The sequence below is a fragment of the Haemophilus haemolyticus genome (assembly GCF_003352385.1).
In the GTDB taxonomy this organism is placed as follows: Bacteria; Pseudomonadota; Gammaproteobacteria; order Enterobacterales; family Pasteurellaceae; genus Haemophilus; species Haemophilus haemolyticus_I.
The window spans coordinates 1,550,971-1,563,469 of record NZ_CP031243.1 but is presented as its reverse complement, the minus strand read 5'-3'; the positions used below and the strand labels follow the sequence as shown (position 1 = coordinate 1,563,469).

Below are 12,499 nucleotides of genomic sequence, written 5' to 3'. Positions count from 1 at the left end.
TTCCTATTGTTTGAGTTTTGGATCAAGTGCATCACGCAAGCCATCACCCATTAAGTTAAAGGCGAGCACTAAAGATAAAATAACTAAGCCAGGAATTGTAACCAACCAGTTTGCTGCTTGCATAAAACCACGAGCTTCAGAAAGCATTGTGCCAAGTTCAGGTGTTGGTGGTTTTGCACCAATCCCTAAGAAACCAAGTGTCGCAAGCTCTAAAATAGCATTGGATATTCCCATTGTCATTTGCACAATCAAGGGGGCTAAACAGTTTGGTAAAATCACAATAAACATGAGGCGAAGAACACCAGCGCCAGCGACTTTAGACGAGGTGACATAATCACGATTTTTTTCATTCATCACCGCTGCTCGAGTTAAACGCACATAGCTAGGAATCGATACAACGGCGATAGCTAAAGTGGCGTTGGCGAGTGATGGCTCTAAAATAGAGACGACCACAATCGTCAAAAGTAAGTTTGGAATCGCGAGCATAATATCAATTAGGCGAATAATAATTGTATCTAGCACGCCGCCATAATAACCAGAAATCAAGCCAAGACTGGTACCAAAGGCGCAAGATAGTAATACAATGACAAATCCCGCAAAAACGGAAATTCGCGTTCCGTAAATGATGCGAGAAAGGATATCTCGCCCAATATCATCTGTGCCGAGTAAATAGGCTGGATTACCGCCATCATACCAAGCAGGGGGAAGTAAAAGTGCGGTACGATTTTGCTCTGTTGGATCAAAAGGTGCAATATAAGGCGCGAGAATGCTAATTAAGGCAACAATCAAAATAAAAATTAGACCAATTAGCGCGCCACGATTTTGTTTGAAGTAAAACCAAAATTCTTGTAAAGGTGTTTTTGGCGCGAAAGTTAAAGGCGTGTCAGACATAATTTCTCCCACAATTAATGACGGATACGCGGATTGACCACGCCGTAAAGTAAATCGACGGTTAAATTTACCACAATAATAATGGTTGCAATAATCAGTACAGAACCTTGCAACACTGGATAATCACGGGCTTGAATAGCATCAATAATCCATTTCCCAATTCCCGGCCATGAAAAAATGGTTTCTGTGAGAACTGCACCAGAAAGTAATTGACCTACAATTAATCCCACCACAGTGACAACAGGAATTAACGCATTACGCAATGCGTGAACAATAACAATTCGAGTATAGCTTAAACCTTTTGCTTTTGCCGTGCGGATATAATCTTCGCCTAATACTTCCAACATCGCAGAGCGTGTCATACGCGTAATAATGGCAAGAGGAACAGTACCTAATACGATGGCAGGAAGAATTAAAGATTTCACTGCATTTTCAAAAGCACCAGAAACACCAGAAAGCCAGCTATCAATAAGCATAAATCCTGTTGGCGTATCGATCCAAAATTCATTATCTAAACGCCCGCCTTGTGGTAAACCGAGTTGTGGCGAAACATATAAAATTAAAATTAAACCCCACCAGAAAATTGGCATAGAATAACCTGTGAGCGATGCAGCTGTAACGGTGTGAGAAATCCAACTATCTTTTTTTACTGCAGCAATTGTGCCTAAAATAACGCCGCCTAATAATGACCAAAATAACGCAAAAAATGCCAATTCAGCGGTGGCAGGAAAAAGCGTAAAAAATTCAGTAAGGACAGGTTGTTGAGTGCGGAATGATGCACCGAAATCCCCTTGAATTACATTGCCAATATAGTGGAAATATTGCTGATAAAGAGGTAAATCTAAACCCAATTGGTGCATCATTTGTTGATGTACTTCTGGCGTTAAGCCGCGTTCCCCCATCATAATTTCCACAGGATCACCAGGAATAAAATGCACAAGGGCAAAGGTAATAAAAGTAATGGCAATAAAAGTAGGGATCACCATTAAGATTCGTTTGAATACAAATTTAAACATTCCATCACTCATAGATAATAAAAGTGCGGTAAAAATTTACCACACTTTTCAAAGAAATTAATCGGTAAAAAATATAATGCTCTTGGATTCTACCGCACTTTTTCCAATTTTGCCAAATGCGCAATCAACCATTTAATGCCTTGTGCTTGGAACGCTATTTGTAACCGCGTGTTATTTTCAGATCCTTCCACATTAATCACAGTGCCAAAACCAAATTTTTCGTGTTTAACTTTTTGCCCCATTTTCCATTCATTTTCATTTGTACCGACAGGAGATACTGAACCAACTTTTGCTAGGTTCATCGCACGCGTGACAGTTCCTCGTAAACGAATTTCTTGGATACATTCTTGCGGTAATTCTGCAATAAAACGTGATGGCAAATGGCGTTCTTCTTTGGCATATAACCGACGGCTTTCCGCATAAGAGATGGTCAGTTTTTTCTTCGCGCGAGTAATACCCACATAAGCTAAACGACGTTCTTCTTCTAAACGCCCAGGTTCTTCAAAAGAACGGAAACTTGGGAATAAACCTTCTTCTACGCCCACCATAAACACACGAGGAAATTCTAAGCCTTTCGCAGAGTGCAATGTCATCATTTCTACACAGGATTGATGAGGCGAGGCTTGTTCTTCGCCAGCTTCTAAGGAAGCGTGAGTTAAAAAGGCAGTGAGTTCGGTCATTTCTTCCGCATCATCAGGTTTAATAAATTCACGGGTTGCGGTAACTAATTCTTCCAAGTTTTCAATACGAACTTCGCCTTTTTCGCCTTTTTCTTGTTGATACATATCATATAAACCTGAATGTTTAATCACAAAATCAGTTTGTGCGAAAAGCGGCATTTCTGCAGTATCAAGTTGTAGTGAATTAATTAATTCCTGGAAACGCAATAATGCTGTTGAGGCTCGCCCAGCCAACATATTTTCTTGTGTTGCGACTTGTACTGCTTGCCATAAGGTAATTTGGCGTTCCCGTGTTAAGTTACGCAATATATCTAAAGTGCGGTCGCCAATGCCACGGGTTGGCGTATTAATGACACGTTCAAAAGCCGCATCATCTTGACGATTATTAATTAAACGAAGATAGGCTAACGCATCTTTAATTTCTTGGCGTTCAAAGAAGCGCATACCGCCATAAATACGATATGGAATTTGACAACGAATTAAGGCTTCTTCAATAACCCGTGATTGACTATTATTGCGATAAAGCACGGCGCAATCATCAAGTTTTCCGCCATTTTCTACCCAATCCTGAATTTGTGAGGCAACAAATTTAGCTTCGTCTAATTCATTAAAAGCGGCATAGATACCCACAGGCTCACCTTTTTCTCCCTCTGTCCATAAATTTTTACCAAGACGATCACTATTATTGGCAATCAATTCATTTGCACTGTTTAGAATATTGGCGGTAGAACGATAATTTTGTTCAAGACGAATTGTTTCGGCTTTAAAATCTTTCAAGAATTTTTGAATATTTTCGATTTGTGCGCCACGCCAACCGTATATAGATTGATCATCATCGCCCACAATCATGACTTTGCCTGTTTTTCCAGCAAGAATTTTGATCCATTTATATTGAATTTTATTGGTGTCTTGAAATTCATCCACCAAAATATGCTGAAAACGTTGTTGATAACGTTGCAAAATTAATGGTTTTTTCTCAAATAATTCATAGGCTCGAATTAATAATTCAGCAAAATCAACCAATCCTGCGCGATCGCAAGTGTCTTGATAGATCTGATAAATTTTAATCCATTCACGTTCTTGGCGATCATTAAAATCTTCAATGTCGTTTGGTCGCAATCCTTCATCTTTTTTGTTATTGATGTACCAACAAGCCTGTTTAGGCGGAAAAGCTTTTTCATCAAAATTATGTAATTTTAATAACCGTTTAATTAAACGCAGTTGATCTTCTGAATCCAAAATTTGGAAATCTTGTGGTAATCCTACATCTAAATGATGGGCTCGCAATAAACGATGGGCAATGCTGTGGAAGGTGCCAATCCACATACCAAATAATTGATGTTGTGCGTGTTTGGCAAGGGTAGCTTGAATACGATGACGCATTTCTGCTGCTGCTTTATTGGTAAACGTCACAGCCATAATGCTGCCCTCAGAAATATTTTCTACCGCAATTAACCAAGCGATACGGTGCGTCAATACACGGGTTTTGCCAGAGCCTGCACCCGCTAGCACTAAGTGATTACCAAGAGGAGCAGCTACGGCTTCGCGTTGTTTATCGTTAAGTCCGTCAAGTAATTCAGAAATATCCATGATGAAATTTTTATCTGTTCAAATTTACAGGAATTATAAGTCTAATTTTTTTATATCACAATCAAGAAAATCATAAACTTATCCGACTTTACAAAAATAGTATTACAACTTATATTGATTCGCGGTTAGTCGGGGTGCGAGCATCGCTGAGAAAATACCCGTGAACCTGAAACAGTTAGCACTGGCGTAGGAAACTAATCTCTCCTCCTTAAAGGGCTGACTTACTTTTTTCTGTATTTATATAAGTAAGGATGCATCATGACACTCTCTTTTTCTTTAAAAAATTCTTTTAAATTGACCGCACTTTCTAGCATGCTTGGTTGCAGCTTATTAGGATTAAGTTTATCAACTCCTGCTCAAGCAGAAGGCAAATTAGTGCTTTATTGCAGCGTCCAAAACACGACTTGTGAAAAAGTCGCTCACGCTTTTAGCAAAAAATATAATGTGGACACTCAGTTTGTGCGTAATAGCACAGGGACTGTATTAGGCAAAATCAAAGCCGAAAAAGAAAATCCCCAAGCAGATGTGTGGTATGGTGGTACATTGGAACCGCACTTTCAAGCTCGAGATGCTGGTTTGTTAGAAACTTATCGTTCGCCTCTGCAAAAAGAAATTATGCCTCAATTCAAAAAGCTCACGGAACAACGTGGCGATACCACGTCGATTATTTATCTTATGGAGCTTGGCATTGGGATGAATGAAAAACTGCTAGCTGAAAAAAATATCGCGAAACCTCAATGTTATGCTGATTTATTAAAACCAGAATTTAAAGGGTTAATTCAATATCCAGATCCTCGAGTATCGGGCACTGGCTACACTATTCTTACAACTTTAATTGAAATTATGGGCGAAGATAAAGCCTTTGCTTATTTGAAAGAACTTGACAAAAACATTGCTCAATACACGAAAACTGGATTAGCAACGGCTAATATTTCTACGGGCGCAGCCGCTGTTGATATTGGTTTTATGCATACTTATGTGCGTGAAAAGGATAAAGGCGCACCGGTTATTGGTGCTTTACCTTGCGAAGGCACAGGCTATACGTTAGGGGCAGTCAGTATCATTAAAAATGGACGCAATTTAGATAATGCTAAACGCTTTGTCGATTTTGTTCTTTCTGCTGAAGCCCAAGAAATTCCTTGGCGTGATGCGGATTCTTACCAACTGCCAACAAATATTCATGCTAAAGCGCATCCACATCTTTCAGATCCTGCGAAACTTAAATTGATTGATATTGATTTCATCAAATTTGGTTCAGATCAAGAGGCGAAACGATTAATAGAACGCTGGGTTGAAAATGTGAAGGAAAGAAAAGAGTAATTGATGTTAGCCCAAGAAAAAGTGCGGTGAAAATTCACCGTATTTTTCTTTCCCCCTTGAAATCTTTCTTTTTATTCTTATATCTGTGACGTTCAATTTTTATCTTTATGAAGGAAAAAATTATGTCACAAAATCAAGAAACTCGTGGCTTTCAATCTGAAGTCAAACAACTACTCCAATTAATGATTCATTCTTTGTATTCCAACAAAGAGATTTTTTTACGTGAATTAATTTCTAATGCCTCTGATGCGGCAGATAAATTACGCTTTAAAGCACTTTCCAACCCTGCTTTATATGAAGGCGATGGCGACTTGCGTGTGCGCGTGAGCTTTGATACGGATAAAGGCACTATCACAATTAGCGATAACGGCATTGGTATGACTCGTGAGCAAGTAATTGATCATTTGGGGACGATTGCAAAATCAGGAACAAAAGAATTTTTAACCGCACTTGGTCAAGATCAAGCAAAAAATAGCCAGCTTATTGGGCAGTTTGGTGTGGGTTTTTATTCAGCTTTCATTGTGGCAGATAAAGTGACTGTAAAAACTAGAGCGGCTGGCGAAGAGGCGGATAAAGCCGTACTTTGGGAATCTGCTGGCGAAGGCGAATATTCTGTGGCGGATATTGAGAAAAAATCCCGTGGCACAGATGTGATTTTGCACTTACGTGAAGATGAAAAAGAATTTTTAAACGAATGGCGTTTGCGTGAAATTATCGGTAAATATTCTGACCATATTGGCTTGCCGGTAGAAATGCTAACGAAAGAATATGATGATGAAGGCAAAGAGTGCGGTGAAAAATGGGAGAAAATTAATAAATCCGATGCACTTTGGACGCGTTCTAAAAATGATGTTTCCGATGAGGAATACAAAGAGTTTTATAAACACTTAAGCCATGATTTTGCTGATCCTGTGACTTGGGCGCATAACAAAGTTGAAGGAAATCAAGCATATACTAGTTTGCTTTATGTGCCAGCTAAAGCACCTTGGGATTTATTTAATCGCGAACATAAACACGGCTTAAAACTTTATGTTCAACGCGTATTTATTATGGATGATGCTGAGCAATTTATGCCGAATTATCTCCGTTTTATGCGTGGTTTAATCGATAGTAATGACTTGCCATTAAATGTATCTCGTGAAATTCTACAAGATAACAAAATTACGGCTGCATTACGCAAAGCATTAACTAAGCGTTCATTACAAATGCTAGAAAAATTAGCAAAAGATGATGCAGAAAAATATCTTCAATTTTGGAAAGAGTTTGGTTTAGTCTTAAAAGAAGGCCCTGCAGAAGATTTTGCTAACAAAGAAACTGTCGCGAAGTTATTGCGTTTTGCTTCGACACATAATGATAGCAGTGAGCAAACTGTCTCTTTAGAAGATTACATCTCGCGTATGAAAGAGGGGCAAAAAGCTATCTATTACATTACAGCGGACAGCTATGTTGCAGCGAAAAATAGCCCGCACTTGGAATTATTCAATAAAAAAGGCATTGAGGTTTTATTGCTTTCCGATCGCATTGATGAATGGATGTTAAGCTATTTAACTGAATTCGACGGTAAACCGTTACAAAGTATCACGAAAGTCGATTTGGATTTAGGCGATTTAGCAGATAAAGAATCTGAAATGCAAAAACAACAAGATGAAGCCTTTGGTAGTTTTATTGAGCGTGTGAAAAACTTGCTTGGCGAACGGGTGAAAACGGTGCGTTTAACTCATAATTTAACGGATACACCAGCGGTGGTTTCTACAGATAATGATCAAATGACGACCCAAATGGCGAAATTGTTTGCAGCCGCAGGGCAACCTGTTCCAGAAGTAAAATACACCTTTGAACTGAATCCAGAACACCATTTAGTGAAAAAAGTGGCTGATATTGCAGATGAAACTGAATTTGCTGATTGGGTAGAATTGTTGCTCGAACAAGCTATGTTGGCAGAGCGCGGATCTTTGGAAAATCCAGCTGTGTTTATTAAACGTATCAATAAGTTGTTAGGTTAATTCATTTGAGATGAAGTAGTATAAGGGTTAAAATCCTCAGTCTAATTAGATTGAGGATTTTTCTTTTTTAGGTGAAATATGATTACAGTTTATGGCATTAAAAATTGCGACACAGTGAAGAAAGCATTGAAATGGCTTGCGGATCACAATATTGAACACAAACTTCACGACTACCGTGTTGATGGTTTGGATTTGAATTTTTTAACTCAGGCAGAAGCTCAATTTGGCTGGGATGTGTTGGTAAATAAACGCAGTACAACTTGGCGTAATTTGGATGAACAAGTTAAAAATTCCCTTGATAAAACGACCGCACTTTCCGTGTTGGCAGAGAATCCAACCTTGATTAAACGCCCCATTATTTTACAAGATGGAAAGGCATTAATTGGTTTTAATGAAAAGGAATATCAGGCTACATTTGCTTAAAGTGCGGTTATTTTCTTAGGAGTTTTTATGAAAGAAAAAGTGGTTTTGTTAGCGAAAGATTTAATTCGTCGCCCGTCTATTAGCCCAAATGACGAGGGCTGTCAGCAAATTATTGCCGAACGTTTAGAAAAATTAGGTTTTCAAATTGAATGGATGCCTTTTAATGATACGCTGAATTTGTGGGCAAAACACGGAACGGGTGAGCCAGTTATTGCTTTTGCAGGTCATACGGATGTTGTGCCTACTGGTGATGAAAATCAATGGTCGTATTCGCCGTTTTCTGCTGAGATTATTGATGGCATGCTTTATGGTCGTGGTGCAGCGGATATGAAAGGCTCCCTTGCAGCAATGATTGTGGCAGCAGAAGAATATGTAAAAGCAAATCCTAATCATAAAGGCACCATTGCATTATTGATTACCTCTGATGAAGAGGCCGCCGCAAAAGATGGTACTGTACGCGTGGTTGAGACTTTAACGGCTCGTGGTGAAAAAATTACTTATTGTATGGTTGGAGAGCCATCGAGTGCTAAAAACTTAGGCGATGTTGTCAAAAATGGTCGCCGCGGCTCAATTACAGGAAATCTTTATATTCAGGGGATTCAAGGGCACGTGGCATATCCTTATTTAGCTGAAAATCCAATCCATAAAGCAGCGCTATTTTTGCAAGAATTAACGACTTACCAATGGGATGAAGGTAATGAGTTTTTCCCTCCAACAAGCCTACAAATTGCTAATATTCATGCGGGCACAGGAAGTAATAATGTGATTCCAGGCGAGTTATATATTCAGTTCAATTTGCGTTATTGCACAGAAGTCACGGATGAAATCATCAAGCAAAAAGTGGCTGAAATGCTAGAAAAACATAATTTGAAATATCGTATTGAATGGAATTTATCAGGTAAACCGTTTTTAACAAAACCGGGTAAATTATTAGATTCGATAACCTCCGCTATTGAGGAAATCACAGGCATAACGCCAAAGGCCGAAACAGGTGGTGGTACGTCAGACGGTCGTTTTATTGCATTGATGGGCGCTGAAGTAGTGGAATTTGGTCCACTTAATGCAACAATTCATAAAGTCAATGAATGTGTCAGTGTAGAAGATCTTGGCAAGTGCGGTGAAATTTATCACAAAATGTTAGTGAATTTATTGGATAGCTAAAATGAAATTAACGCCAGAAATGCTTACAGGAAAGTCTCGTGAGCATTTAGTCAATTTACCCGCAATTCATTCCTCAAATCATTTTTTGCAAACGCAAGCTGTGCAAGCATTTCAAGGGTTGCAACAAAGTGCGACAAAAAATGGCTTTAATTTACAGCCTGCGAGCAGTTTTCGTGATTTTGAACGCCAACAGCTTATTTGGAACAGCAAATTTAAGGGCGAGAGAAAAGTACACGATGACGCAGGAAAGGCATTAGATTTAAGCCAATTAGATGACTGGCAAAAATGTCAGGCGATTTTACGTTGGTCTGCATTACCAGCAGCTAGCCGTCATCATTGGGGAACGGAAGTGGATATTTTCGATCCTGATCTTTTGCCACAAGGGCAATCTTTACAACTGGAGCCTTGGGAATATGAAAAAGGCGGCTACTTTTTTGAATTGAGTGAATTTCTTACGGAAAATTTACCGCACTTTGATTTTGCTTTGCCTTTTATAAATATGCAGTCTAATAAGAAAGTGGGGCGGGAGCCTTGGCATATCAGTTATTTGCCGTTAGCTGAATTGGCAAGCCAGCAATTTTCTCCAGAGATTTTGCAACAGGCGTGGAAAGGGGAAAATATTTTAGGTGTAGACTGTTTAATATCAAATATTGAACGAATTTTTTCTGAATATATTGTTTAAAAATAAGCCTTATTGTGAAGATAAGGCTTTATTTTTAGGCATAAAAAAGCCCTTTTCTATGTAAATAAACAGGCAAATTATCGCCAATAGATAAATCGGGAGAAATAACGTTCTCAATCCATATTGCGTAGCCATTAATTTCAATTTGAACAGCGGTAATTTTTCCTTTAAATTCAATTTGTTTCACTTGCCCTTTGAAAAGTGCGGTTGGATTTTCTGATGTTTTAAACAGGCTAAATTGTTCTGGACGAAGCAAAATCTTACCTTGTTTCGGTGAGATTGATTTGTTTTTTACAGGAATATTACCTAATTGGCATTGGGCGATATTTTCATCAATTAGATTTGCCGATAGTACGATGTTGTCACCAATAAAACTTGCGGTTTCTAGATGATTTGGCGACCAATAAAGTGTACGAGGCGTGTCGATTTGTAAAATTTTGCCTTGTTGAATGATCGCAATCTTATCTGCATAACGTAGTGCTTCATCACGATCATGGGTGACGAAAATCGCTGATGCACCACTTTGACGCAGTGCTTTTAGCATATCATGACGAATTTGCTGGCGTAGATGTTCATCTAAGGCACTAAAAGGTTCATCTAATAAAATTAGTTCTGGATTCGGTGCTAGTGCTCGCGCAAGAGCTACTCGTTGTTGTTGTCCGCCCGAAAGTTGGTGTGGAAAACGTTCTGCCAGTTCACTAATTCCAGTGAGTTGCATTACCTGCTCAATCCGCATTTTCTCTTCATCCGTTTTCCCTTTTCCATTCCCTAATCCATAAGCAATGTTGCGATAGACATTTAAGTGAGGGAACAGAACGCCTTCTTGTACCACATAACCTAGATGGCGCTGTTGCGTTGGCACATTAGAATTCTCGCCAAAAATTAACCGCTCTTTGAGCCAAATTTCGCCAGTATTGGGTTGTTCAAATCCTGCGATCGCTCGCAATAATGTTGTTTTTCCACAACCAGAAGCACCAAGCAAAAAGAGGATTTCACCTCGTTGCAAGGTAAAGGAAATATCGTGAAGAACTTGTTGTTCATTAAAAAATTTATTGAGATTTTTAACAGTTAATAACGGATTATTTATCATTTTATTTAAATGCATATTTTTTCAATAAAAACACAGGAATCCCTGAAAAGAGAACGAGCATGAGTGCATAAGGCGTTGCTGCAGCGTATTGCGCATCACTGGTATATTCCCAAACGGCAATCGAAAGGGTTTTGATGTCGTTTGGCGTGAGCAAAAGTGTTGCAGTAAGCTCTTTCATTAAATTCAAAAATACTAGAGAGAATGCCGCCGCAATGCCTGGTAGCATTGCGGGTAATGTTAAAGTCCGGAAAATATAGAATGGGCCTTCGTCCTAGGCTTTGTCCGACTTTCTCAATATTATCAGAAAGTTGCTCAAGTGAGGCTCTAAGTGTAGTTTGTGCCATTGGTAAATAGAGCATAAAGTAAGCTACGATAATAACTAAAAAGGTTTGATATAAGCTGTTAGCATAGTTGATCGTAAAGTAGATCAGCGATAATGCGATAACTAAGCCGGGTACGGCGTGTAATAGATAAGGTAATCGATCAATCCAAATGGTTAATTTGCTACGATAGCGTACAGCTGCCCAAACCAATGGTAAAGCACAAACTACGGTAAGCAGTGCGCCTAAGCCTGAAATGATAAATGAATTGCTGAATGCCGATAAAAATTCTGAAAAATTCCCCGCACTTTCGAGTGAAGTTCCCACTATAAGCCAGTAAATTAACATAATCACAGGCACGCCAATGCTTAAGATGAATATGCTAGAGAAAAACCCGAAGGTTAAACATTGTTTGCCAAAAGAAAGTGTTTTTACTGGATAAGGACGAGTGACACCTTTGCCACTGTTGTAAAGTGTTTGTTTACCACGGAAGAATGTTTCTCCCAGCACAATAAGGCTACAAATTGCCATTAATACAGCGGAAAGTAGTGCTGCGGTACTGTTATTAAAAGACATTTCATATTCTTGGAAAATCGCAGTGGTGAATGTTTGGTAATTTAAAATTGAAACTGCACCGAAATCCACGAGCATATGTAATGCTATTAGCAATAAACTACTACCGATTGCTGGTTTTAATTGCGGGAAAATAGCGTGCCAAAAGGTGTAAGTTTGGCTTTTTCCTAATGAAAGGCTTACTTCTTCAAGAGAGCGATCTAGTCGTTTAAGTGTGGCTGAAATAGGCAAGTAAGCGAGTGGAAAAGAGCTTAATGTCATGATGCCAATCGTTCCCCAAAAACCTTCTACTCGAAAGGTTAGACTGATCCAAGTAAAACAGCTCACAAAGGCCGGAATACAAAGCGGCAAACTCATCGCGACTTCAAAAAATGACTTGCCGAAAAAACGATAGCGTTCAAGCCAAAAAGCACAAAGACTACCGAGCGAAATAGAACCAACAGTTACACAGAGCATTAAGACCATTGTATTAGTCAGTAACTCCAGCATTCTAGGACGAAAAAGAAGATCAACGCTTCGAGTTAGCCCAACTTCCTCTGCACGTAAAATCACATACAGAAATGGCAAGAGTAACGGAAGTCCAATCAAGATGATAAGCAAAGTGAGCCAGAATGGCGGAGTGCGAGGCAAAGTTAAATCCTTTATTTTAGTCTAGGGTAATGAGTTACCCTAGACTAGCATAGATTTCCCCTTATTTGGGAAAAGTTGAAAGTTTCCTAATTAAAAGGGAATGCTCATACTTAATCGTGG

Annotated in this window: 9 protein-coding genes, 1 pseudogene and 1 riboswitch; of the genes and pseudogenes, 5 read left to right on the top strand and 5 right to left on the bottom strand. The window is 39.0% G+C overall.

Translation table 11 applies throughout. The features are described from left to right. Positions 1-3: 3 nt before the first annotated feature. The 3 genes from DV428_RS07535 to uvrD form a co-directional block, all read right to left on the bottom strand. A complete protein-coding gene (locus tag DV428_RS07535; protein ID WP_114909268.1) occupies positions 4-891 on the bottom strand; it encodes an ABC transporter permease subunit in 888 nt (295 codons plus the stop codon). A gap of 14 nt (positions 892-905) precedes the next feature. After that, entirely contained in the window at positions 906-1,907 is a 1,002-nt protein-coding gene (locus tag DV428_RS07530) for an ABC transporter permease subunit (protein ID WP_162790801.1), read from the bottom strand. An 89-nt stretch (positions 1,908-1,996) separates the two neighbouring features. Beyond that, complete coding sequence (gene uvrD / locus DV428_RS07525; RefSeq protein ID WP_162790800.1) at positions 1,997-4,177, bottom strand: DNA helicase II; 2,181 nt, start codon at positions 4,175-4,177, stop codon at positions 1,997-1,999. Positions 4,178-4,297: 120 nt separating this feature from the next. Next, a riboswitch (TPP riboswitch) is annotated at positions 4,298-4,387 on the top strand. A 48-nt stretch (positions 4,388-4,435) separates the two neighbouring features. On the opposite strand from uvrD, the gene DV428_RS07520 reads away from it, so the two are divergent. The 5 genes from DV428_RS07520 to DV428_RS07500 all read left to right on the top strand — a co-directional run bounded on the left by DV428_RS07520 (position 4,436) and on the right by DV428_RS07500 (position 9,766). Further along, positions 4,436-5,497: an ABC transporter substrate-binding protein gene (locus DV428_RS07520; protein ID WP_114909265.1), complete on the top strand. Its 1,062-nt coding sequence runs from the start codon at positions 4,436-4,438 to the stop codon at positions 5,495-5,497. 122 nt (positions 5,498-5,619) lie between these two features. Further along, complete coding sequence (gene htpG, locus DV428_RS07515; protein ID WP_162790799.1) at positions 5,620-7,500, top strand: molecular chaperone HtpG; 1,881 nt, start codon at positions 5,620-5,622, stop codon at positions 7,498-7,500. Positions 7,501-7,578: 78 nt separating this feature from the next. Next, positions 7,579-7,923: an ArsC family reductase gene (locus tag DV428_RS07510; RefSeq protein WP_053465482.1), complete on the top strand. Its 345-nt coding sequence runs from the start codon at positions 7,579-7,581 to the stop codon at positions 7,921-7,923. A 27-nt stretch (positions 7,924-7,950) separates the two neighbouring features. Beyond that, on the top strand, positions 7,951-9,084 hold the full coding sequence (dapE, locus tag DV428_RS07505; RefSeq protein WP_114909263.1) for a succinyl-diaminopimelate desuccinylase: 1,134 nt from the start codon (positions 7,951-7,953) through the stop codon (positions 9,082-9,084). Position 9,085: 1 nt separating this feature from the next. Next, complete coding sequence (locus DV428_RS07500; RefSeq protein WP_053465484.1) at positions 9,086-9,766, top strand: M15 family metallopeptidase; 681 nt, start codon at positions 9,086-9,088, stop codon at positions 9,764-9,766. 34 nt (positions 9,767-9,800) lie between these two features. Here DV428_RS07500 and fbpC read toward each other — a convergent pair whose 3' ends face one another. Together fbpC and DV428_RS07490 are read right to left on the bottom strand one after the other, a co-directional pair. Further along, positions 9,801-10,871 carry a Fe(3+) ABC transporter ATP-binding protein FbpC gene (gene fbpC, locus DV428_RS07495; RefSeq protein ID WP_053465485.1) on the bottom strand — a complete coding sequence of 357 codons (1,071 nt, stop codon included), beginning with the start codon at positions 10,869-10,871 and terminating at the stop codon, positions 9,801-9,803. After that, positions 10,858-12,379: pseudogene (locus tag DV428_RS07490) on the bottom strand (ABC transporter permease). The gene fbpC and the pseudogene DV428_RS07490 overlap by 14 nt, the downstream one beginning before the upstream one ends. Between the last annotated feature and the right edge of the window lie 120 nt (positions 12,380-12,499).

Bases quoted from the DNA above. Each gene is read 5' to 3' on its own strand.
- DV428_RS07535 (WP_114909268.1), bottom strand. From the start codon at position 891: ATGTCTGACACGCCTTTAACTTTCGCGCCAAAAACACCTTTACAAGAA.
- DV428_RS07530 (WP_162790801.1), bottom strand. From the start codon at position 1,907: ATGTTTAAATTTGTATTCAAACGAATCTTAATGGTGATCCCTACTTTT.
- uvrD (WP_162790800.1), bottom strand. From the start codon at position 4,177: ATGGATATTTCTGAATTACTTGACGGACTTAACGATAAACAACGCGAA.
- DV428_RS07520 (WP_114909265.1), top strand. From the start codon at position 4,436: ATGACACTCTCTTTTTCTTTAAAAAATTCTTTTAAATTGACCGCACTT.
- htpG (WP_162790799.1), top strand. From the start codon at position 5,620: ATGTCACAAAATCAAGAAACTCGTGGCTTTCAATCTGAAGTCAAACAA.
- DV428_RS07510 (WP_053465482.1), top strand. From the start codon at position 7,579: ATGATTACAGTTTATGGCATTAAAAATTGCGACACAGTGAAGAAAGCA.
- dapE (WP_114909263.1), top strand. From the start codon at position 7,951: ATGAAAGAAAAAGTGGTTTTGTTAGCGAAAGATTTAATTCGTCGCCCG.
- DV428_RS07500 (WP_053465484.1), top strand. From the start codon at position 9,086: ATGAAATTAACGCCAGAAATGCTTACAGGAAAGTCTCGTGAGCATTTA.
- fbpC (WP_053465485.1), bottom strand. From the start codon at position 10,871: ATGCATTTAAATAAAATGATAAATAATCCGTTATTAACTGTTAAAAAT.